General features: G+C 48.2%; 18 protein-coding genes. 1 reads left to right on the plus strand and 17 read right to left on the minus strand.

What is annotated here, in order from left to right; translation table 11 throughout:
- Positions 1-62 precede the first annotated feature (62 nt).
- Entirely contained in the window at positions 63-2783 is a 2721-nt protein-coding gene (locus EJV45_RS07300) for a heavy metal translocating P-type ATPase (protein ID WP_129715001.1), read from the plus strand.
- A 281-nt stretch (positions 2784-3064) separates the two neighbouring features.
- Here EJV45_RS07300 and EJV45_RS07305 read toward each other — a convergent pair whose 3' ends face one another.
- The 17 genes from EJV45_RS07305 to EJV45_RS07380 form a co-directional block, all read right to left on the minus strand.
- Positions 3065-3733, minus strand: coding sequence for a hypothetical protein (locus tag EJV45_RS07305; protein WP_129715002.1), 669 nt, complete (start codon positions 3731-3733; stop codon positions 3065-3067).
- 13 nt (positions 3734-3746) lie between these two features.
- Entirely contained in the window at positions 3747-4688 is a 942-nt protein-coding gene (locus EJV45_RS07310) for a hypothetical protein (protein ID WP_129715003.1), read from the minus strand.
- 2 nt (positions 4689-4690) lie between these two features.
- Complete coding sequence (locus EJV45_RS07315) at positions 4691-7333, minus strand: hypothetical protein (protein WP_129715004.1); 2643 nt, start codon at positions 7331-7333, stop codon at positions 4691-4693.
- Between the two features lies 1 nt (position 7334).
- Positions 7335-7820 (minus strand): DUF4280 domain-containing protein, encoded by a 486-nt coding sequence (locus tag EJV45_RS07320; RefSeq protein WP_129715005.1) that lies wholly within the window; start codon positions 7818-7820, stop codon positions 7335-7337.
- 12 nt (positions 7821-7832) lie between these two features.
- Positions 7833-8759 carry a hypothetical protein gene (locus EJV45_RS07325; RefSeq protein ID WP_129715006.1) on the minus strand — a complete coding sequence of 309 codons (927 nt, stop codon included), beginning with the start codon at positions 8757-8759 and terminating at the stop codon, positions 7833-7835.
- A 17-nt stretch (positions 8760-8776) separates the two neighbouring features.
- Positions 8777-10129, minus strand: coding sequence for a DUF2235 domain-containing protein (locus EJV45_RS07330; protein WP_205942341.1), 1353 nt, complete (start codon positions 10127-10129; stop codon positions 8777-8779).
- Position 10130: 1 nt separating this feature from the next.
- Positions 10131-11171, minus strand: a complete 1041-nt coding sequence (locus EJV45_RS07335) for a DUF2931 family protein (RefSeq protein WP_129715008.1) — start codon at positions 11169-11171, stop codon at positions 10131-10133.
- Positions 11168-11341 (minus strand): hypothetical protein, encoded by a 174-nt coding sequence (locus EJV45_RS19470; protein ID WP_165305008.1) that lies wholly within the window; start codon positions 11339-11341, stop codon positions 11168-11170. The genes EJV45_RS07335 and EJV45_RS19470 overlap by 4 nt, the downstream gene beginning before the upstream one ends.
- A gap of 1 nt (position 11342) precedes the next feature.
- The gene (locus EJV45_RS07340) at positions 11343-13181 is read right to left on the minus strand and encodes a type VI secretion system Vgr family protein (protein WP_129715009.1); all 1839 of its coding nucleotides are present in this window, start codon (positions 13179-13181) and stop codon (positions 11343-11345) included.
- 239 nt (positions 13182-13420) lie between these two features.
- Positions 13421-14095, minus strand: a complete 675-nt coding sequence (locus EJV45_RS07345) for a hypothetical protein (protein ID WP_129715010.1) — start codon at positions 14093-14095, stop codon at positions 13421-13423.
- A 437-nt stretch (positions 14096-14532) separates the two neighbouring features.
- On the minus strand, positions 14533-15105 hold the full coding sequence (locus tag EJV45_RS07350; RefSeq protein WP_129715011.1) for an NAD(P)H-dependent oxidoreductase: 573 nt from the start codon (positions 15103-15105) through the stop codon (positions 14533-14535).
- 149 nt (positions 15106-15254) lie between these two features.
- Positions 15255-16643: a DUF5458 family protein gene (locus tag EJV45_RS07355; protein ID WP_129715012.1), complete on the minus strand. Its 1389-nt coding sequence runs from the start codon at positions 16641-16643 to the stop codon at positions 15255-15257.
- A gap of 32 nt (positions 16644-16675) precedes the next feature.
- Complete coding sequence (locus EJV45_RS07360; protein ID WP_129715013.1) at positions 16676-17122, minus strand: hypothetical protein; 447 nt, start codon at positions 17120-17122, stop codon at positions 16676-16678.
- A 51-nt stretch (positions 17123-17173) separates the two neighbouring features.
- Complete coding sequence (locus EJV45_RS07365) at positions 17174-19699, minus strand: ATP-dependent Clp protease ATP-binding subunit (RefSeq protein WP_129715014.1); 2526 nt, start codon at positions 19697-19699, stop codon at positions 17174-17176.
- Between the two features lie 17 nt (positions 19700-19716).
- Positions 19717-22086 (minus strand): type VI secretion system protein TssR domain-containing protein, encoded by a 2370-nt coding sequence (gene tssR, locus EJV45_RS07370; protein ID WP_129715015.1) that lies wholly within the window; start codon positions 22084-22086, stop codon positions 19717-19719.
- Between the two features lie 37 nt (positions 22087-22123).
- Complete coding sequence (locus tag EJV45_RS07375; protein WP_129715016.1) at positions 22124-23101, minus strand: PKD domain-containing protein; 978 nt, start codon at positions 23099-23101, stop codon at positions 22124-22126.
- Positions 23102-23141: 40 nt separating this feature from the next.
- Positions 23142-23627 (minus strand): type VI secretion system transmembrane protein TssO, encoded by a 486-nt coding sequence (locus EJV45_RS07380; protein WP_129715017.1) that lies wholly within the window; start codon positions 23625-23627, stop codon positions 23142-23144.
- Positions 23628-23637: the final 10 nt, after the last annotated feature.

The raw sequence follows: 23637 nt of genomic DNA on the forward strand, positions 1-23637 counted from the left end.
GTAAATGTATAACGCATGCCGGCCGGTAAATGTCGAAATTTGCTCTTGTAAGATGTTCAGATATGAAAGCGCATACAACTCAGGAGTTAATCATTCCGCTGGCAGTCGCAGATGATAGCAATAGTTTAGCTGACCTGGCCACAGCTGTAGGCCAGATGCCGGCAATTGATAGTTGTCTCGTTAATCGTGACGACAGGCAGCTGATTGTTTCAGGCAAAAACATCGCTTCCAGAACAAAAGAGATCATTCAGGAACTCAATAAACTGGGGCAAGATGTCGCAACGGTAAGAAACAGTTTCCGGGTTTTGGGTATGACCTGCGCTTCGTGTGCATCAAGCGTGCAAAGCATGCTGCTGGCCCGGCCGGAGGTCGTCAGCGCAGATGTAAACTACGCAGCTGCAACGGTGCAGGTCGAATATTTGAGGGGACAGATTCAGCCATCAGCCTTAAAGCAGGTGGTAAAGTCAATTGGCTACGATCTGCTTACCGAAGAAAACAACAATCCGGAATACTTTGATGCGGAACAGGAGAAACGCGTTAAAAAATTGCAGCATAGGGCATGGTTAGCCGTGCTGCTGTCTGTGCCGCTCGTTGTTACAGGCATGTTTTTTATGGATCTACCTTATGCCAACTACCTGATGTGGGCTCTTTCAACGCCCCTGGTTTTATGGCTGGGTCGTGATTTTTTTATAAGCGCCTGGAAGCAGCTGCGCCATGGTGCAGCCAATATGGACACGCTGGTGGCACTAAGCACCGGGGTCGCATACCTTTTTAGCGTATTCAATGTTCTGTTTCCAGGTGTATGGCACCGGCAGGGGCTTCATGCACATGTGTATTTTGAGGCTGCCGGCGTTGTTGTCGCATTTGTGCTGCTGGGAAAGCTGCTCGAAGACGGTGCCCGTGGCCGTACCTCGTCGGCTATACGGAAGCTGATCGGTTTACAGCCCAGGTTTGTCAACATCATCCGGGCAAATGACACTGAAATTCAGGTTCCGGTTGAACAGATCATTGCCGGAGACATGCTCCTTATCCGCCCCGGCGAAAAAATTGCCGCCGACGGGACAATTGAATCAGGCCACTCTTATGTAGATGAAAGTATGCTGACCGGCGAGCCGCTTCCTGTTCAGAAGGGCGCGGGCGATCAGGTGTATGCCGGGACCATCAATCAACGGGGAAGTTTTCGTCTGCGTGCCGGCAAACCGGCTTCTGAAAGCGTGCTGGCTCAGATTATTAAAAGCGTGCAGGATGCACAGGGAAGCAAAGCGCCGGTGCAGAAGCTCGTTGACCGCATTGCCGGTGTATTTGTGCCGGTAGTTATTGGCATCGCTTTGCTGGCCATGAGCTTCTGGTATATTTTAGGTGGCGAAAACGGCATTACCCACGGACTTCTTGCTTTTGTTACCGTGCTGGTCATTGCATGCCCATGCGCACTCGGACTGGCAACCCCGACGGCAATTATGGTCGGGGTCGGGAAAGCTGCTGAGCAGGGAATTTTGATCCGGGATGCGGAAAGTCTTGAACTGGCCAGGAAGGTAGATACCGTTGTCCTTGATAAAACCGGAACACTTACCCAGGGGAAACCGGTGGTAACCGACAGTTTCTGGCTTCGCGAAGAGCCTGTTTTGAAGGGAATACTTAAGAGCCTTGAAAATGAATCTGAGCACCCCCTTGCTGCGGCGGTGGTAGCTCACCTGGAACAGGCTGTTCCGCTGCGTGTTACCGAATTTGAAAGTCATACAGGGGAGGGGGTAAGTGCTGTAGTTAACGGCAACATCTATTTGGCGGGCAATCGCCAGATGCTGGAAAGGAGAGGAATCTCATGTGATGACGCATTGCTTCAAACAGGAATCCGCTGGTCAGATGAATCGAAAACGGTTATCTGGTTTGCCGGCGGGCATGAAGCGATCGCCGTATTTGCAATTACCGATGCGTTGAAGGAAACGTCAGCTGCAGCGGTCGGTGCTATACAAAAACTTGGTGCCCGGGTTTATATGCTCACCGGCGATCAGAAGCCGACCGCCCAGGCCGTTGCTCATCAAGTGGGCATTAGCGATGTCGTGGCCGGTGTTTCTCCGCTGGAAAAGGCTGCGTTTATCCGGAGCCTGCAGAAACAGGGAAAAACGGTAGCCATGGTTGGCGACGGAATTAATGACAGTACCGCACTGGCCGAGGCCGACGTCAGCATTGCTATGGGAAAAGGAAGTGATATTGCCATTGACGTCGCTAAAATGACGATCATCTCCTCAGACCTGCTTAAAGTTGCAGAAGCGATCCGCATTTCGAAAGACACCGTAGCAACGATCAGGCAAAACCTCTTTTGGGCGTTTATATTTAACGTGGTAGGCATTCCGATCGCAGCTGGGATTTTATACCCTGTAACCGGCTTCTTGCTAAACCCGATGGTTGCAGGCGCGGCTATGGCGTTAAGCAGTGTCAGCGTGGTGACCAATAGCCTGCGGCTCAAATTAAAAAACCGTAACGCAGGCATGCCGCCTTATGGTGACGGGCCTGCCGATAATGAAGCGCGGACAGACATTACAGACAATAATTACGATAACATGGAAACAACAAAACAGGAGGCGATGACCTTCAAAACAAATATCAACTGCGGCGGTTGCATCGCGGCAGTAACACCTGCACTAAACAAGGTAGCAGGAGAAGGGAACTGGAAGGTAGACACCGACAATCCGGCAAAGATCCTGACAGTGGATCCCGAAGCTGCGGGGCGGGATGAGGTGACAGAAGCCGTGCGTACGGCAGGATTTACGATTGAGGAGATATAGGCCATTGCCCGGCCGTTCGGCCAAACGCTATTGGGTTTAAAGTAGAAAGCTTAAAGTAAAAAGATAAAAGCCAAAGTAGAAAGTCCGGATCAACCATCAGTTTAATACCGTGATTCAGCGCAGGAAAATAGCGCTTTCAATTACGTATCAGATCCTCCCGCGATTTCCTTTTTTTTGCACTACAGCCCATGGCGGGGCATGACCTTATGCGGTTACGCCGGTGCTCAAGCTATGAACCATGCAGGCTACATGTCTAAATACTAAAATCTAAATACTAACATCTACATACGCAAATCTCTTACACGAACAATCTCCCTCAAATCGAAGAACAGAAATGTTGCATTAAAAGCCAGCAAAGCAATGCTGAGCAGGTCTGCGGGCTGGAAAAGGCTGATCAGGATATAAAGCACGATGCATACGGGAACGCTGATGAGAAAACCATATAATGTGCGCGCAAAGAGCACTTTCGCCATATCGACCGACCGGCGAAGATCAAACCACATTCTCAGGAAATTGAGCAGCAGGAAAAGCGCCGCCACAGTCAGAACACCGGGCTGATGGACGATAGCCTTATTCGACGTATGCATGATTTCCAGCACACCCGGAATCGCTCCGCGCAAGACGAGCAGCGGAATCCCGAAAACCACTGCAAGCGTTCCGATATACACGATCAGGAAAAAGGTGTCTTTGCTGAACGGCCTTTCCTTTTCCTGCGCATAAAATGTCTCTATCCTGCTCCGGAACCTGGCTGGTCTGAACCCAAACAGGATGAGAAGCAGAAAATAGAACTCAAGCTGGAAAACACTGAGATGATAACTGTTCGTGACATCGTTCAGCGGTCCGCCCGCATTTGTCCTGCCAAGCACTGCCCAGCCTAAGGCCGCGGCCAGAAAAAGCCTGAGACCGAGAAAATAAATATTTGCTGCGGTTGTAAGTTTCCGGAATACCATGAAACAGCGCGTGCTACCAAACCTGTAGTTCTGATGAACCCTTTGGCAGGTACAGGAAGATCGGATCTCCAGCCTCAACCGGTTTTGAGCCGCCATCTTTTGACGCAACTTCTCCTTTCATATATAATGCCGGTGCAAGATTTTTTTGCCATAGCGCAACGATCTTACCGTTGGCGTAATATTGGGTGACGACGTCCTGGATAGGCAGGAAAGACCGGTTTTTAACCTGCGGATCTACCATTGCCAGCGGTGAGCTGCTTGCTTCGCTCTTTTCTATCTGCGCCGCGTCTGTATAAGTGGTGTTGTAAACCAACGCAGAAGAATGAGCCAGGTATTTGTTGTAAGCGGCTGAATCGAGGTTTTCACATACCCGCCTGATCTGGTTATATTTTGCACGTACTTTTTCATCGATATCAGGAATGCTTTTTAAATCTGTCGCGGCATTCAGCTCCGCCGCGTAATCAAACGGTACTTTAGCCGTGAACTGAACGGTCGTTTCGTAGTACGGCAGTTTTTTTTCTTCGAGACCGCCGGGAAGTTCAAAACTTGCAATCGTTTTGTACTCACTCAGTCGGCTCTGCCTGTCGGGTGCATGGAAAAAGTTCAACGTCACATGCGCGTATTTAGTCAGATAGGCATCACCTTCTTTCGGGTAAATCTTTACGAGGGCTGTCTGCGGGCCGCTGCCGGTAATCATGGCATTGAGGGGCAGCATCATGCTTTCGCCATTATTTTCTGTAAGGCGATAGTCAACGTTACCGCGCATTTCCAGTACCAGGCGGCAGCCCTGTTTATTGATTTGTACGGTATAGACCGGTGTTTCCTTGTAGGTCTGAACTCCAGATTTTATTACATCAATGGTTTCTTTCATTTCTTTCTTTTCATTTTGAGCATTGCAGCCGCCGTTCAGCAGGTGTACAAGCACCAATGCACAGACAAGGATGTCTTTTTTCATTTCTAATTCTTTACATAATAATACCGGCCCTTCAGCATGTCGGGTCTGGGCGCTACAAGTTCATGCGCTTCATTGTCAACACCGATTTTGGCACGCCAGACTTTTGCCTTTGCGGTTACAAAGACGAGAAGTCCACCGAAACCAACGCCGGCCTCAATATACAGGCCCTCGTTGCTCATGCCTCTTTTGGCAGAGAACATCAATGAAGTTTCGCCCCTGGCGGAAGCCTCGAACTCGACCGATACGTCGCTGGCTGAATCGGCCCGGAAGCTGATCTTTGGTACATTTGCCGCTGCTTTAACGCCGAGCTCGGCACCAATACCGACGGTCGTGCCGACCTCTATCGGGTCCGCTCCGTACTCCTGTCCCAGGTTGATAGTTGTTTTGAGGTCAATCTGCCCAAACGCATACAAATTAAACCATATTTCAATACCAGCAAAGTCTGCAGCTGTGCGTATAGCTTTTATGACCTGACCTGCCGCCGGAATAAACTCCGCACATGCAATAAGATCAAGTTTTCCAGTGCCTTTGATAAGTGGTGTAAAGCCGACCGACACTGTTCCGGTACGTCTGACTTTATTTGGTTTTTCCTTATCAGGCTCCAGTTTCCAGGTGCCCGCGATCGAGATGACCGGATAATCCATCTGAAAAGTAATGGGACTGTTCACAAGCCTTACACGCGATGCTACACTTGCCGCCATACCCCGCCGGGCTGCTGTTACGCCGGTAATTTCATCCAGTGTTTCTTTGACTTTAACCAATGCCCTCAGAAAAGGTTCAATCTTCGCTGCGTAACCGCCGCCGATCTCACGCTGGTGCTCGCCGGTTTTGCCCTTAATAGCCAGTTCAAATGAGACTTCCGCGTTGAGGAATCTGCGGTTGTTCGTCGCCTGAAGTGTCCTGTTTCGGTTTTGCCGGGAACTGACGCCTGCAGGCATGTTTGTGTGCGAATACACTTCGGGAACCTCAGACGACAATTTAAGATTAAACTCCCACTCAATATCGGGAAATACCCTGATCCTGGCGATCTGGTTGGGATAACGGCAGGTACTTACCGGCAGGTACCAGGTCTGACCAAGATCATCTCCAAGCCAGAAGTAATTAAACATCCATAGAAACTCAGAAGCGGCATTACTGCCCAGCGATCTTTCCATGAATACCTTCGAATACATGTAATTAAGATCCAGGTTTACTTCATTCTCACCCTTGTAAGAAAAAGAAAGGTTCTGCACCTCCGAGACATCCTCGGAAGGCGCTTTGTTGGGATCAGCGACGACATCGGTATCGCCCGCCTGCGAAGGGTCATTAGCTGTTACATATCCCCGTTCGGAATGGAGTGCGGCACGCACCCTGTCTGTCAGAAATACATGGGCAGGCTGATCGTGTTTCTGTCCGGGTTCCAGCAGCACGCCTGTACATGGAACGCCCTTGTTTTGAAGATTTTCTGCAGTGATTGACACGGCTTTCTTTTCTTCACCACGAATAATTTCAAACGCAAGTTCGGTACGGTCGCCACCGCTTTGAAGGGAATCCTCATCAAAGGCCACAAATGGCGACCTGTCTGATGCGCTGGCGTCTTTTATCGTGATTTTTGAATAGCCGCAGGGATCGAAATCTTTATGTGTGTAACGGATGTCGCCAATATACTGAATCTGGTTCTGGCGGGTCTGTTCCGTCCGCCTGAGGTAATCGGCCATCAGCTCGCCCGAAACCATAAACCTGCTTGAAGTCGAATCTTTCTGGTCGATATCCTGAAGCTGTAATAAGTTCCGGTCGTAATTGACAAGGTCTTTGGTAGGTTCGGTGGCAAAATTGCGGTAGGCTACACGCTCAGCTTTGTCAGGATCTTCGGTCCCGTTCCTGTTCATGTGTTTTTTGTAGATCTCAACTGCTACCGTAAAATTTTTCTGCCTGTTTTCACCTTCCCTCCAGTCAATTTCGATCGGAAAGTTATGGATAAACCGACAGTTGAAATTGCTGCTGCCGGGACTCGTTGTTGTAATGTCAAAAGTCTTGACAGTATCCCACACATTATTAGATTCAAACTCTGACGTTTCTCCCAGTCCAGCTGCTTTTTCCACCTCGAGCAGATAGAGTTTAGCGCGGTACTTGTTGTTTTTTTCAAGATTATAACCATGAAACATGAGCTGAAGCTGCATCATTTCGCCGTATCTGCGCACCCGCTCACTTTCAGAAAAATAGGCAAAGTCGATTTTTGATTCGGCTACCGGCACAACATAGAAGAAAAAGCCAGTGCCGGGGCTAAAGCTGAAAACTTCAATTCTTTGTTTGTATCCGAAATAATAGCCATGACCTGAAGGCGAGAAGTTGACGCTGCTTCCAACCTTATAACGCGTTCCGACACCCCATTTGCCAACCGGTTCCGGTCCGGTACCAAGCGGCCCCCAGAGGTCTGAAGCACCGCTCTCGAGCTTTTCAACATCGGGAAGGAAATCATTATAGATATAGGCCCACCGTGCCGCCTGTGCACTTGATTTCTTGTTTACGGTGCCATCTTCCATGCACGTTTCATCAACCACAAACTCGTTTGTATCGCCTGAATAGAGATAATATGTCTTTCCTTTTTCAACCAGGTAACGTGTTCCGTTTGTTACCCAATAGCAGTGTTTTATTCCTCTGGGCATCTTATCTGGCGTTTAAAAATTCGTAGATGTCTTTTTTCTGTATGTCTTTCATATTAACCAGCGGATTGACCTGCGATTGTGTCTTCTCATCGGCATTTTCAATGTTCTGACTGGAGACGCTGCCTTTCTGACCCGTTTTACTTATCTTAATGCACGGCGATCCGCTGATCGCACATATGCCCTTGCTGTCTTCGACGAGTACCTGCCCGTTGTTAACAAGCACCATGTCTTCATACTGAGCTGTCCACTTTGTAAGTTTCGGCACGCAGGGGAGATAACCGCTTCCCGAGGGTTGAAGCTTGCAGTTCCCGAATGTGTTTTTTTCAAACGTCATTCCGGTGTCGACGTGCGAGGCAATGAGCTTTTTGCTGCCGTCCATATCGTTTACGTAGTGTTTTTCCTGCGTAAGAACCTTCAGTTTGTCAGGTTGCGTCCCAAACTGGCATTCGCACGTGGCGCCCTGTACTACTATTTCTTTTTGCGACATAACTGTTTTAAACTAGTTGAAAATCCTTTGCCAGAATCCCTTTGGTTTTTTGCTTTCTTCTTCCACCACCAGGTTGTCTGAGAGCTGCTCGGTTTCCACTTCATTACCAATACGGTATGCGCTGAACCGGATAGATTCACCTGCCTGCAGCTGCGTTGGAAGCAGGCAGGTTGCAGTTGCATATCTCAGGACCCCGTCCCGCTTGTCCAGATCGAGTTGGGCCTGCAGCGAGGCATTTGCCTGACCCGGCTGTTCACCTGGAATGGCCGTCAGTTGGGCTTTGCCGTTGTAACGGAGGGTAAATGTTCCGTAATCGCTCGGCGTTTCATCAAGTGTCTGCTGACCGTTAAAGACGACGCGCCGATAGGGAAGGGCCGCAAAGATGAAATCCGTCGCGGGCGCTTCATTTTCAGACCGGTCCTCGTAACGGTCATGAAAAAAAATGTTCCAGAACATATCATTATTCAATGCGTCAAGGATGCGCCAGGGGTCTTCGATCTGCCGGTTCATTTTCTCGACGAATGCCCGGGCAAGTGTGCCTTCAAATTTATCAAGGAGGTTGGCTGCCGCTTCTGCCCAGCGCTGCTGAATTTCCTGGTGATTTTTTAATCCCCCGAGAATGTGGTTGCGATGATCAATGTCTACTTTAACAGGATACAACGCGCGCATGGAAGCAGCAGCCAGTTGCTCGCTGATCAGATCAGGTTCATGCCTGTCAAAATACAGATCGCTCCGGTCTATCGTTACCTGCCAGCACTGATGCTGATGCCGGTATTTTTCAAAACTTACATGCGCCTGGTAATCGAGCCTGCTGCTTAGCTTTTCACCAGCTTCGTAAAAACGGATGCTGACACCATAACTGCGGTGGGTTCTTGGCTGCGGATTAAAAGTCAGTCTCTGCAGTTCAGTTCCTGGTGTATCGAATGTTGTAGATTTCATTTTGACCCCCCGGAATTTTAATAATAAACGCGTTGCCTGTTGCTGTTCGGATCCATACCAATGCCTTTGCGGTTCGCCGACCAATGCAGATAAGTATTTCGAAGCTCGCGAAGATCGAGCTGTGCCTGCCGCTCAGCAGGATTTGCTGACAGTGGTCTGAAAACATAAGGCCGGCCGCTGGCCATGACATAGGGCTGGAGATAGCCTTTTACGCGAACCAGCAGCGGATGCGACTTTATTGAATACTTATCGTCATTAATCAACCGGAGGTTAAATGGCAAGCCACCATTTTTACCATACTCGGCCATGAACTGCAGGGGAATATAGCTGTATTCCTTGCGCAGGTTTCGTGTGCCTTTCAGGGCCAGGTACCAGCCGGGAGTTATCTCGAGCTGATGTTCCTTGTACCAGCAGTCGTTAACGAGTTTTTGCTTGTAATCAAGCAATTTTCTGTTTGTGGTCCAGGATGTCTCAATCTCGTCAATAACCTCAATGCCAGACTCATAACTGCCCCCAATATCGCTGTGTACGCCGGGAAAACTTCTTTCCTTTCCGATATGTGTATGTGTGAGCGAGAAATTTTCCCGGTGCTCATTTTCAGCAGTGAAATGAATAACCTGCTGCGCTTTGCCGATCTGATTGAGATGCAGTTCTTCAACATCATTAAAATTCGGCGGTATCCGTGCGTTGGTAGAGTAAGACGAAACCGTATCAAATATACCGAGGAACCTCACCCTGATCTGGGCAGTAGTGATGTTAATACCTGCTTCCTTCAGTTTGGCACCGAGATGACCGCAGGCAGGCATAGACTGGTTCTTGACCACATGGCCGTCTGAATCTGTATACCAGGTGCTGCCGCTCTCGGGATCTGCGTTTAACCGGGCGCGATATGCTGACTTCGATATCTCGTAAACGAAATTTCGGGCCGCCGCTGCGCCCCGGCTAAAGCCGAATACATCAAGCGATATATACCGAAGTTTTTTGTCGCGATTCTGCTGCAAAACAGGCAGGATTTTCTGCGCCAGCTTCTCGCATCCCTTCCTGACTTTTGCCCGTATACCGGTTGATCCCGAGCCGAGTGCATAACCGATTGTGGCATCGCCCTGCTTATCCTGCGTGCCGATACCTTCAATGTAAATACTTTTTGACTTGTCGAACGTATCCCATAGCCGTGCCACGTTAGACCAGTCATTCTGATAGCTGCTGGCCGGGTCGGTACCGTGTGCACGGTAGGCGGCGGTGTTGGCCCTTCGCTCATTAGTATTGGTCTTGTTGTTCTTAGTGCCATCGAAGAACATGCCGGCAGATACATCAATATATTCTACCGGATTTTGCCGGGGTGTATAGTTGCCTAACTGAACGCTGCTCATGTTAATCTGCGATTTGAGTGATCCGGGATTTTGCCCGCTGCAAAGTGATCTGCTGCGATTCATTTTTTAGTATGACCCGGGCCGCATTTTTTTGATCATTAAGTGTTACAACCAGATCAATTTCAGCTCCGGTTCCCAGCTTTGAAAAAGCTTCAGGCGTCTCTTTCAGATCGAAAGGATCAATACGGACGGCAGATTTCTTACCGTCTGCATCCTGCCAGATGAGGATCAGGTAGCGTGGAACTGCCCGGGCAGCATACACGTTTGCCGACACTGCCGCCCCGGAAAGTGTTTCTTCCTCCCCATTCAGGTAACTGACAAAAATTTCATCAGGTCTGACATTTGAAGCAGCCTGAAAACTTACCCGCCACTTGTATTTTTCCCGGTAATGGTCATAATCCCGGGGTTCTGGTCGGCCATCTTCCTTGATGCGTGCAACGATTTCAGGTTTCATGATACTGTCGTCAGCCAATGTACGGTCGCTAAAGCCTGCGTTAAACATATACTTTGCGCTTTCATAAGCTGTTTCAGGGGTAATGGATGTTTCTTTTGCTGTGAACGTTCCGACTTCTGTCTGAAAGCCGGTGCCGCTCAGCCATACGACCACTCTTCCGCCGGGCGCGAGCCCCACCTTGATAAGCGAGTAGGTCTCTTTTTTACCGGTCAGGCTATTTGTAAATCCGTCGTTGAAAAGCTTTTCAATTCGTCCTCTATCGAGCGCCCAGGATCCCGTGTAGAACTTTTTCTCCACATGAGAGAGCCAGGTGAATTTTAAAGAGTCGGGCGCTTCCATAGCCTCAGTTTCGACACTCATGATACCACCCGCGTTGCCCCACCCGGTATTCTGGGTGCCCCAGATCGCATCAAAACTGTACGTAAAATCGGGAGCAATCAGAGCACCTTCATAAACTTCGACAGGGTATTCTTCCGGAGCGGAAACTGTCCCGGTCCAGTTGTATTTTTTTTCCATATGTTGTCCCTTGCAGCCTGCAGATATGGTGATAACAGCCATGAGCAATACTGCAGCAAAATTGAGCCTCATGATTTTTTTCCGCTTGATACGATCTTTTTTACGCTGGCCAGCGCGAGATTGCCCGAGGTGGCTTCAACATTCAGCCTGTCAGCCTTCTTTTCAAGCTTTTTACCAACAGCCAGCTTATAGTTCTGCGCTACTTCAATCCGGATGTTCTTTGCGTTCTTCGTAATGGCCATGTTAAAACAGGTTTGATTTCTCCGCACTGTTTAATTCCACGATCTTCCCGCTTTGCATGGTCATGTTTTCTTTCGCGCTGAAAATACTTACCTCACCTGCATACTCGTCTGATGTGGCCGACTGCCGCTTAAATTCCTCCTTAACAAGCTCGGTGCGATTATTTGACGTTTCAGATACATCGCCAATGGCGCTCAAAACATAGTTGTTGCCTGCTGTTGTTGCGATGTCTTTACCCACATTGGTCGACTGGTTTTCGCCAACCTGCACGTCCATGTTTTCCTGCACATTGATCTGCATATTTTTGCAGTTCAGGCTCATGTTTTCAAGTGCGGTTATCGTGATGTTATTGCCCTTGGTATCAATATGAATAATGTTGTTATGCATATCGGTAATTTTGATGCCCTGGGTTCCGGGGCTGTCATCAAATTCAACAAGATGGCCGCTCCGCGTGATGATGCTCTTCAAATGATTTTCGACCAGCGGACTGCTGTCAACATTACTGCGGTGATAAACGCTTCCAATGACTACCGGCCGGGCCACGTTTCCTTCTTCAAAAGCAATCATGACCTGATCATCTTTCTCGGGGATGGCAAAAAAACCACGGTTGTTGCCACGTTCGCCAATGCCGGCGCTCGGCGAAACCACCCTGAGCCATTCACTGACATCGTTCGTTTTACATTTCCATTGAAAGCTGATCTTGATCCGCCCAAGCCCTTCAGGGTCATGGTTATCAACTACCTTCGCCAGTTGCATCTCCGGCATCGGTTTTTTCCAACCTGTAACGGTCAGACGCTCTGTGCTGGCCACCAGCCCTTCAAAACTGTTGTGATAGATCCCGGTCCCTTCGATCTGATGGGTGATGCCGGTAATCAGGTATTTGCCGAGCGTTTGTGTATCGAAGGCCAGTTCCTGTCGCAAACTCATAGAAATATCAGCGATCGTACCGATACCAACCATCGGATTGTCGCCGGCAGCTTTGATATTCAGGAGATTACTGATACGTGCTTTCTCTTCCTTTTCTACATAATCCTGAATGTCTGAACTGCTGTCATGCCGAATTTGCGAAGGCTGGTTGTAGACTTTGCTGAATGTACTGTTTGAAGCCGAAATGGCATGCGCGAGGTCTGGCTGACCCTGCGTATTTCCGCTGCTTTCGCTTTCGAGTATGGTATCCTGTTTTGAATCGTATGAAAAGCGCTTGCTTTTGATAGGGGCGACTTCCATACCGTATTGCAGGTTCTGAATGTCCCGGCCGTAGAATAGCGGCACCTCCTTCAACTCGTCGGGCTTTCCAAAGTGCAGCTGCTGTCCGTCATAATAAAACCATTCATGATATTCTGCCGACAGCCGGTTCAGAAAGTCGAAGTCACTTTCTTTATACTGAATCACATAATCGATTTCAGATTTGCGGCTTGCATTCGCCACAAGTTTCAGGTCGTTTGAAGCAGTGTCTTCAAGCGCTATTTTTGCGATTGTATTGAGGTCTTTTGCGAGATATGATCCAAGATCCTGGCCGCGATCAATAAGAATGGTGGGGCTGTACCCGCTTACAATGATCACACCATGATAACCGTGGCTTTGAGCCAGTTCAACGCGGGTTACGATTCCTGAGAATAGCTGCATCTGGCCCTGCCGGTATCCAAACGACGCGCTGAGTGTCTTGCCTACAAAATCCCTGCATTCGTCCAGGCTGATCAGGCCGGGTGCGCCCATTTTGTCGTGATTGAATCTGAGCTCAAACTCGTGGTGCGCATTAAAACGCTGCCTGAGCCGGAATGAGGCGAAATGCAATATCTGTGTATCCTCAATACTGATTTCGGTTATAAGTTTTTTTTCCATTGGTAGATGGTCAATTTATATGCTGAGATGGATTTGCCTGGATTGTAAGCAAAGCCCTAGCCGGACAAAAGCACGGCAAAATTTCTTCTCATTTTCTGGTTATTAATGTAATATTCATGAAGATAACGTTTTTTCTCTGAATATTTTCTTTCGTTTCGGGCAGAGCAGTTTACTAAGCGGCGTTTCCCAACAGTTCGTGTCGCACCGAAATCTATCGACGAATGAGCCTTATGCATAACTCAATATCTGGGTATATAAATAATGCCACGGTTTTCAAGTCCTTTTAAAATTACGGCAGGTCCGGGCTGCCTGTCTCCCGGCCAGGGCGAAGCAAGGCGACCAATCTGCTGCTCGTGGTTTGACCCCGACCAGAGACGGCTGCCGGTACTTAGAGTTTCGCTCAGTCCCGGATCTTTCTCCAGAAAGCGGAGAATATTGGCGAGTGTCCAGCTCCTGGCGCCCTGATGTTTCCCGGTTACTGTGTTGCCGGTAACATTTGGCAGTTGAGACAAACGGCTGCTCGCCGAATCATTGTGTTCAGCGCGTGGTTCACCCAAAGAATTCAGTAACCGGCCCGGATTAATTTTGTGGCGGCCGCTATCTGTACGGGCACATTCCAGGCAGGCCAGAACATACCAGGGCATCTGGTTAATGGCTGATGTTTGCCGCTGTGTACTGAAAAGGGCAGTGTTTTGAAAAGAGGAATGCCGGTAGGCGGATGCCGGTCTTGATGAAGACCCGGTGGGGCGCCGCCAGGCATTCAGTTCGAGGCCGGTAAGCTTTGTGCCAGGAACTTCATACCGGTGCCTGTTTGCTAAAATGTTATTATCGATGATCAGATTCAGCTCCGGTACCCGGGATGGGGAAATGGTACAGGAATCAAAGAGCCGGATGTATTCTAAGTCGCTAAGCATAGATGAAGTGTTTTGTACAAACTCAAAAATCCTGTCGCTTCCCACCGAACCAGCAACTGCCGGCAGGCGGGATGAACCAGGAAAACCGTCTGTTCCATCCGCTACCGCGTGAAGAAATCAGATTGAAAAGTTGAATGGTACGTATGCCCGGTAATCAGAATTGCGGAGGCGATAATCTGGCTTGTTTTCATAGAGAGTTCTTAAGTATTCAAATGGTAGCGCAGGCCAGGCAATGCGTAGGGCAGGGGATGAACTTGCGAAGTCTGCATCTTAAAAACGTCAAAAACTCTGCCGTTATTATCAGTATGTTGCGATGTGGAAAAAAACTGGTGTGGGGATGAAGGACTTAAATCGGCCAAACACCTGTTGCGTATACATCAGCGCAGCAAAAGCAATGGCCGGTTACCCGGAGCTAACTAAAAAAGCAGCAGAAACCGTTAGATCATTTCAAGACCAAATTTCTCCATTTTCCGCAGCCACTTTTTACTATAGTCGTTCTCAAGAGAAAGCAGGTGACCAATTGTGCTTGTATGAACAGGGCTGATGCGGCAGTTTTCAAAGGTGCTGCGTTTTATGGACAGGTAAGTCGTTTTTTTATTCTGTTTCCAGTCTTCGAAAGTTGCCTGGTCAAGAATAGATACGATGCGTGCAGAGGTGCCACTGAAATTGTTATTAAAACTCTGGCGCTGAAAGGTAAAAACACTGTCCGGCAGAAACAACCTGTCAAAGAATCCCTTCACTTTTGCAGGAATCACATCGACATATACCGGACAAAAGAGCACGATGTGGTTGGCGCGTTTAATCGCGTCGAACGATTTCTGCAGATCGGGTTCCAGGTCTGCGGCCTGGCGGTTTATAAATTGTTTGTTGGAATTAAAGATCAGATCTACGATTGCGATCTCCTTGACCACAGCGCCATTTTTTACTGCTCCGTTTATATATGCATCGATGAGAAACCGGGTGGATTCAGATTTTTCAAGATCGGCATTGAGGATCAGCAATTGTTTCATTCGCGGCTTCCATGTTCATTTGAACCGGGTTACAAAATTATAAAGAAATCGTTAAGTGCAAAAGATAGCCCGATTTCGGGTAAAGATACGGGGGATTTAAACGACAAAACCGGCACTTTGGCCGGTTTTGACTATAGTTAGAGTAGGGTCTACTGTTGTTTATACTCGCTTGCCCAGGTGGTGCTTTCATCTTCACCTTTGTGGCCGTCGAGCTTAACCACAAAACTTTTCGCCGGGAAATATGGCGTAATATGAATATCCAGATGGATGCGGTCCTTTTGTGTTTCATCACGTTCGAAACGCATGATCTTGAAACGTTCAATCAACCGCTCAGGGCCCTGTATGCCGTCAAGAAACTTAACGATTTGACCGCGCAGATCCTGTTCAGTCTTTGAGGTCCAGTTCTCGAACGCCCGCCTGTTCAGGAAATCGAACAAAACTTTTGTGATGTAATCAAATACACGCACAACCGAATAGGTCTGCAGACCGATGTTATCGCCGTTGAATAATGTTTTAGCCGAGAAGGCCATTACTTTGCCGTACTCATTAACCATTGGCACCAAACCAACGCGTTCAAGGTGTGAAATTTCACTTTTTTTCAGGTCGAACTTAACGCCGTCTACCTCATTGATGGCACCATGCTTTTTACCCGCGGTTACCTGAGACATCAGTGTGTAGTACATTTTACCTGCAAGCGCTGCCGAGCCGGGAACAGTCAGATCATCCTCTTCGCCAACTTCGTCTACTTTACCACGGCCAACAAGCCAGTTACAGGTCATGATTACGTTTGAACGGAAGGCGTCGCCACCGGTATAGTTTGCGGCTGTAAACAGATCAATCACATCATCAGGCTGGTCAAGATCTGCAAAGTCGGTAACCAGCATGGCTTTGTTGTTATACGCAATCTTACCCCAGCGCTCAAGCACCTTGTTTGAGCCCATGTACCCGGGAATTACTACAAGCGAGTAGTTTTCGCGCAGGTCAAGACGATCATATTTTTGTTTCAGTTCTTCGGCCACATAATCGATAAAGCGCGGATTATCAAGATCGGTCAGCTGGTCCATCGCTGCGTTCATGATCACCACATTTTTGAGTTTATCTTCCTCGGTGTTCTTGTAAAACAAATGAACGCTGCGGTACGCCTGCTCTAACTCGCGGGTGCTTTTCAGGGCCTCAGCAATATTTTTGTTCAGGTTTTCTTCAGCATTCTGCAGTTTTTCGCTGCTTTTGTCTACCATTTCTGATACAGAGTCAGAGCCTTCAAGAACTTCGATCCATAGCTGGATTTTTTTCTTCAATTCTTCACGTTCTTTTTTCTTCTCGTCGCCGGTCAGAAAGATCTGTTTACGCGCTTTACGCTCCGGGTTCAAGTTTTGTAAACCATCTATGGTTGCTTCAAGCAGGTCAAAGCCACCTACGCGGGCAAGTTTGTCAAGGCTTTCCTGAAGGCCAAGCTGTTTTGTGGCCGGACGCTCTGCCGTTTTAAATTCCGGTTCAGCTGCCCCTGGTGTTATTTTTTGTTCTTGTGGAGTTGCCATAAGGTTGTGTTTTGGATCGTTAATTCAGGTGGTTATTTGTTCTGCTCAAGCTCTGCCACGAAATTTTTCAGGGCGCTGATAAATGCTTCTTTCGTTTCGGCGTTGTCAAGGGTCGACTTCAGCGTTTTGTTAGATTTGAGCTGCTTAATGACATTGAGCGATAGCTCTTTTTCAAGATTCACGTTGCTCAGGTGTTCACTCTGGTTCACAATGCTTTTTACTGAAAAGTCGCCCAGGTTATTAAAGCTAAGCGTTTCAGTTTTTGGCGAGCCATCCTGTCTTTCGAAGGAAACGTCTATTTTTGGTTTATAATAGTCAAAGACGTCTTCTACAGTTCTCAATCCTTCAACCTTCTCCGGTTTTATTGGTTCATTGTCCGTAAGTTTTTGAATGAACATGGTTTTATTGTGGGCAATGTCAGCGAACGCTTCAGAAGTGTCGATCTTTTTCTCGTTCCCACCAATTTCATAGTTGAACATAGTGTTTGTTTTTTAGGTTTTGATTTTGATCTATTAGAATGATCCCAATCGTTATATAACAGTTAATACATCATTTTGTTGTACCGGAATGTCGCTCGACTGAACAATTTCCCAATCGAGAATGTCTGCTTCCTGATTCTTTGTAATCTTAACGGTGTTGCCCTTTTTGAGTTCACCCGAAATGATGTACTTTGAGATCGGTCTTCTAAGCTGATTTCTGATCACTCCGGATAGCTGACGGGCGCCATATTTTGGTGTAAACCCGCTGAGCGCGATCATTTTACGCGCTTCATCATCCATCTCAAAATTTATGCCTTGTTTATCAAGCGCATCGATGAGACTGCGCAGCTGAATGTTGAAGATTTCAACTACATTTTTCTCATCAATAGGGGCAAATGGCACAATTTCAGACAGGCGCGCCAGAAACTCCGGACGGAAGTGCCCTGCCATAATTTCCATCAGCTGGCTATGCGCAGGAATTTTTCCTTCGGCGATCTGTGCGGCTATCCACTCACTTCCTATGTTGGAGGTAAAGAGGATGAGGGCATTTGAAAAATCGCCTTCTTTTCCTAACCGGTCATGCATATGACCTTCGTCCAGGATTTGCAAAAAGGTATCGAACACAGAAGGGTGTGCCTTTTCGATCTCGTCAAAAAGAAGTACAGAATAAGGTTGTTGTCTGATCTTATTAACCAGAAGTCCGCCTTCCTCATAACCTACATACCCTGGAGGCGCCCCATACAGCAAGGCGGCCGAATGTTCTTCTTTGAACTCCGACATGTCAAAACGGATCATTGCTTTTTCATCATTGAACAAAAATTCAGCAATAGACTTTGCAAGCTCAGTTTTGCCGGTGCCGGTAGGTCCGAGCAGGAAAAACGACCCAATGGGCTGGCCTTTTTTATTGAGGCCGCTTCGCGATTCCAGGATCGCATCTGAAACGGCTTTCAAAGCCTGGTCCTGACCAACAACACGTTTTTTCAGGTAACCTTCCATGTTCATCAGCTTTTCTTTTTCGCCGGCCTGCAATTTTCCCATCGGAATTCCTGTTTTATAGGAAACAACCGAAGCAATGTCCTGCGGCGTCACGTCCAGATGGACTTCCTGGGCAAAACTGCGCAGTTCTTTCAGGCTTTTTTCGAGGAAGGCCTGGTATTCTGCTGCCTCTTCGAAGTTATCCGCCTGTGTTTCGTCAGTCAGCAGACCCAGGAGTACCGGACTCAGGCGGTGCTGCATCTGGCTGTACAACCAGCGGTACTCAGAAAGTTTATCTTCTGCAGCCAGCTCCTTTTCTGCTTTCAGTTCTTCGAGGGCCAGATCGAGCTCATCAAGTACCCGGGCAGAGGTGTCGTTCATCATTTTAAGCGCTGCCATGGTCCTGTCGAGCAGGTCGAAAGCCGAGTCGGGCAAACGGCGGTCTTTCATATATCTTTTTGCCAGACGCACGCATTCGGTAACTGTTTTGTCGGCAACCGTAAGACCATGATGACTTTCATACCGGTCTTTCAGTTTATCAAGCATTTTTATTGCAGCAGCATCAGTTGGCTCTTTGATTTGAAGTATTTCGAAACGCCGGCTGAAGGCCTGTTCGGGTTCAATGATCTTTCTGTACTCATCCATCGTGGTTGCGCCGATTACCGTAATTTCACCACGGGCAAGCTCCGGCTTGAGCAGGTTTCCGGCGCCGCCGCCCATCGGACCTTTCTGGTCAAGCAGTGTATGAATCTCGTCAATAAAAAGAACAGCCTTATCAAACTGTTTGATCTCCCGAATGATGTTTTTCAGGCGGTCTTCAATCTCACCTTTGTAAGACGCCCCGGCTATCAGCGCACCGAGATCGAGCTCGAACAGCTGAACATCCTGAAGGAGCGAGGGAACATTTCCATTTATAATGTCAATAGCAAACCCGTCTACCAGCGCTGTTTTACCCACGCCGGCATCGCCTGTGATGATGACATTTGGTTTGCTCCTGCGGCAAAGGATTTCCATCATCTGGCGCGTCTCCTTGTCCCGGCCTATGATCGGATCAGTTTTGCCTTCGCGGGCAAGGCCGGTCCGGTCGCTGCAGTATCTATGAAGGGCGGCACCGGTTTTGGGCTGGGCTTCTGCTGATCCCGACGCCGCTGGCTGGATGCTGTGTTGGATCTCTTCGTCTTTGATGTACAGATCAAGCATTTCCCTCTCTTTGATCGGGAAAGATTTCAGCTGGTCCACTTTGAAACCAACATTTGGCTTGGCCAGCGCGGTAAGCACGCAAACCGGCGTAATAAGGTCGAGTCCGAGCTTAATCCTTACATTATCTGCTTCTTCAAATACTGCCGGGATTTCTGCACTGCCTTTTGGTTCATCCGGCGAAGCCGACTTGTCGAGTTCATCAATCCGTACCTCTGCCCATTCTGAAAGGTAGTCCGCGTCCTTGCCAATCGAATCAAGAAAAGCACGGATACCAACTTCCTTATGCATCAAGCCCTTAAGCAGATGTGCCGGAGTAAATTCCGCATTTTTATATTCCCGTGCCAGGGCCTGCGCTACGCGTACTGCGGTCCTTACCGATTCACTTAAATTGCTGTGGTTCATAGCTTTCAGTTTAGGAGTTATTTTGCGGCTTCTTCGGGTTTGAAATTGCTCTCTGTTATATAGTAATAAGTTTTACCGTTAGAGACAAATTGCTGTTCGATCTGGGTATTACGTTTGATGCGCTGCGAAGAATCGATCAGAAACTTGATGTATTGTTCAAATTCCTGCTGCGGCATGGTTCCGGGTCTTTTCAGGTCAACTACCCGGAACTTGCCTAGAAGTTCGTTCTGAATGGGCAGGCCGGTAACAGTCCGGAAGTAGTTTTGCAGGCTCATACGTTTTACATCACCCTTTGATAATTTCAGGTCAAGTTGATCCTTTGGGATGCTGATATAGTTTGAGACGAGTTTACTTCTGAAAGAGCTTTGGTCTGCCTGCAGGTTTTCGCCGATCATAAGCGAAAGAATATCATTCAGCTGCTTGTACTCCATGTTATTCAGTACAATGGCGTATTGCAGGGCATCAGGGTTCCCAGAAACCATTGACACCTGAGCGGTTGAAGGAATATAGTATTTAAAAGCATTGTGTGGCATCCGGTCGGCTACATTTCCGTCTACCGGAGCCTGCAGGACACTCTCTACCGCAGGTGTCAGGTTTTTCCGTTCAATGCCTGTTAGTCTGAAGGCGCTGTCCAGGCTGCTGATCTGCGTGCTGATATCCATATCCGTCTCTTTCATAAAACGCCTCAGGGCAATATTCATCGCATCGTTAGATTTGACCATGCCTTTGGTTGGAAAGACCACCGCGCCCTGAATCAGGCTGTTCGCCGGATAGTCCAGATAATAAGAAATAGAGTCCTGCCTGGTTGTATTATATGGCTGCATGGTTGTAAGACCTTCACCTTTAACCATGTAGTTTTTCTTCATGTCCGCAGATTTAAAGGCCGCCTCAGAAACAAGTTTACGGGACTGGATAACAAAGTTGTTGAACGACTGGTCAAAGGCGCTGTAAAGCTGGATGGCCAGGATCCGCGCGTTTGAGTTTGATACGTCTTCGCTTAGCTTTGACAACTGGTAGGCACTTTGGTTCTCGCTGCCTGTGCTCCCGATCAATACGATCAGATTGGTCTCTTTGTCTTTACCGGCAAACAGTCCCAGTGCCGTACGCACGCCTTCAAAGACAGGTTGCTCTGTAACGCGTCCATTGCAGCGTTCAGTATTTTTTGATTCGTTCGAGAAAAAGCGCATCAGCTCGCGGTAGTCGGTACTGATGCGTTGGTTGGTTACACCTGCAGAAGGGCAGTTGCCACCCGCACGGTAAACAACCCCGCCATAACTTATATTGTGCTTTTTGCCAAACTCGTTAAACACGTTTTCGAAAGACTGAATGGTATTGGTCAGGCTGGAAAAATAGTTGGTCATCGGGCTGCCGCCGTCAACGACAAACACGACGTTGATATTGTGAATGTTCTTGCGCAGTTTAAGGTACTCCAGGTAAGGAAGCGCAGTTCCTTTGATACTGATCACCTTGTTTTGCGATTTCTCATAGACATCATAAGCTGTACCGACCGTATAGGTTTTGCCATCGGCATCGGAAACAACCGGAATGCTGCGCAAAATCACATTATTAGCCGGGAGCAACGGATCTGCCAGGTAGCCCTGACCACCGCGCAGGCCTGAATTTATCGCCGTAGCAACAGAATCATGGCGGTTTGTTGTTTGCAGATCGCGCGGACTAATGTATAGCCGGTCGCCCCAATTGTGGATCACGTCAGCAGACACCCAGCCGTAAATACTTTTGCGCGCGCTGTCTGCTACGAGCTGATCGTCGCCGCCGATCAGGTATTTCTTACCATCTTCTGACTTCTTGAAAATGTAAGCAATTTCATGCAGGCGTATTTTCGTTGCCCTGTCTTTAAGATCTGGCGTTGTGTAAACAAAAACGGAATCTGTATTATCAAAGTAAAAACGTGGTTCGGTTAAAGGGTTTTTACCGTTAATGATGCTGATCGCTTTGTTTGCGTATCCTGACTTTGGATTTGAGTAGGAGCGTTGCCAAAGAAGCAGCTTAGACTTTGGCAGCCAGCCATAGCTGATCGCCGTTTTTTTGTCTGTGATCTTTCTTCCGCGAACCATTCCCGGCTTGTATTTCACAAGCTTGAGATATCCGTTTGACTCTTTTGATACATAAAAAGCTTCCATGAAGCTGAGTTTTTTCATGATCAGGCTTCCGCCGGGGGCGGTAGTCGTGAAATTCTCGTCACGGTCAGAAAAGACGATCCATGGCAGGGAAGTATTACCATCATTTTCGTTTATGTTGGTTGTGGCTGCGGGTTTAGCAAAATTGCGGGGCATATAACGCACCTTTTTGCCAAAGGCGGCCGGGCTCTGTGCCTGAAGGCCAATTGCGCTAAAGAGCAGGAGGGAGAGAACGTATGTTGTTTTCATAGATTTAGGATGCATGATATATTAATGATCAGATGGTCTATTTTGTTGTTTTGGTGGCTTCTGCGGCCTCAGCTGCTGCCGTGTTGGCTGTGTGTTGTTTGATGTTAAGCAGTGTTGCGCAGCTTGAGTTCGGCGCAACGGTAACCTGTGCTTCGTCAATTACAATCTCGCCACCAAATGTGAGCCCCATGCAATATGAATAGAAGTCTTTCTGCTTCTTTTCGCCGTTCTGGTCAATTGCAACGGTCACTTTTTCCTTGTTGCACATGTATTTGCGCACCAGGTAATAGTAGTGCGTATTGAAATCTGCACCATTTGCTATCGCCTGCAGGCGCGCCCGAATATCATCTACAACCTTCCGCTCGCCTTCGCCGGCAGCTACGATTTCGCCATTGAGGTCTGCGTTAGGGTCGGTGATTTCGATCACGTGGAAGAGCGGGCGGCGGGTCTGGTCGTTCATCAGTTTAACCCAATACCTGCCGGGCGTACGATAGGTGTACAAGGCCGTACGGCCGGTAATGTCTACGCGTCCGGTCTCGCCGAATGACCACTGAAATATTTTTGCATTTCCCTCAGCTTCAAGGCGTACCTGTTCGTTCACCACGCCCGAGGTCGGCCCGCTGATTGTTACCAGCGTGTCGATCGTGCTGCGAACAGTATCGCGCACGTTGACCGGGTACTGCTGCTTCAGTTCACCGTCAACGGTGAGCCGCACGATGTAAGCACCGGCCTTACGGTATCTGTAACTTCCGTTCTGGGTGGTCGACTTGTCACCGTTGCCAAATTCCCATAACCATTTTTTTGCGCCCTTGGTGTTGTCTGTATACACCAGGTCTTCATTGAGGTCAATTTCGTCTTTCAGGATTTGGGCATCGACAGATTTGGCGTCGAAGAGCGAACTTTTAAAAAGAAAAATCACACCGGTAAGCAGCAGGATTGCCACCAGGATGTACAGGATGATGTAGCCGGTAGAATTGCTGTTAACTGCTCTGCCGCTGGTGTTTGTGTCTGTCATAGGTTTTTGTAGGGGTTAGAGTTTAATTCAAAGTATCGTGTTAACGCGAGTTTAGCGACTGCTGAAGCTGCCTTCGCGTCATGATGCAGTCTTCCAGATTCCGGTTGTATGTCTCGATGTCGTTATAGTTTTGTTTGAGCTCAATTTTATCAAAGAAAAGGCGGTTGTAGAATTGAGCGGCATGCAGAAAGGTCTTGTAACGCTGATCGCTGGCGCGGCGGTCGTAGTGCGAGCGAATTGCATCTATAGAGGTCGTAATGTCGGCCTGAAGAAAGACAGCCTGCACTTTTGGGTCAAAACGTACAATCTGTCTATATGTGGTGTCAACAACGGGCATAACCTCTTTTACCAGGTTTTCGTATTCTGAGTTTTGTTCAAGCCGTTCTGCCAGGTCACTTTTAGAAATCTGCCTGCTAGGGCCGAAGTCATAAAAGATGCCGAAACATAACACGCCTGCCGTTAGCAGGAAAACGGCAACCAGAAAAAGAAACTGCTCCCGGCGTTCTTTAGTACTAAGTTTGATCATATCTGTGTGG

The sequence above is a fragment of the Pedobacter sp. SYP-B3415 genome (assembly GCF_004138205.1).
Taxonomy (GTDB): Bacteria; Bacteroidota; Bacteroidia; order Sphingobacteriales; family Sphingobacteriaceae; genus Pedobacter.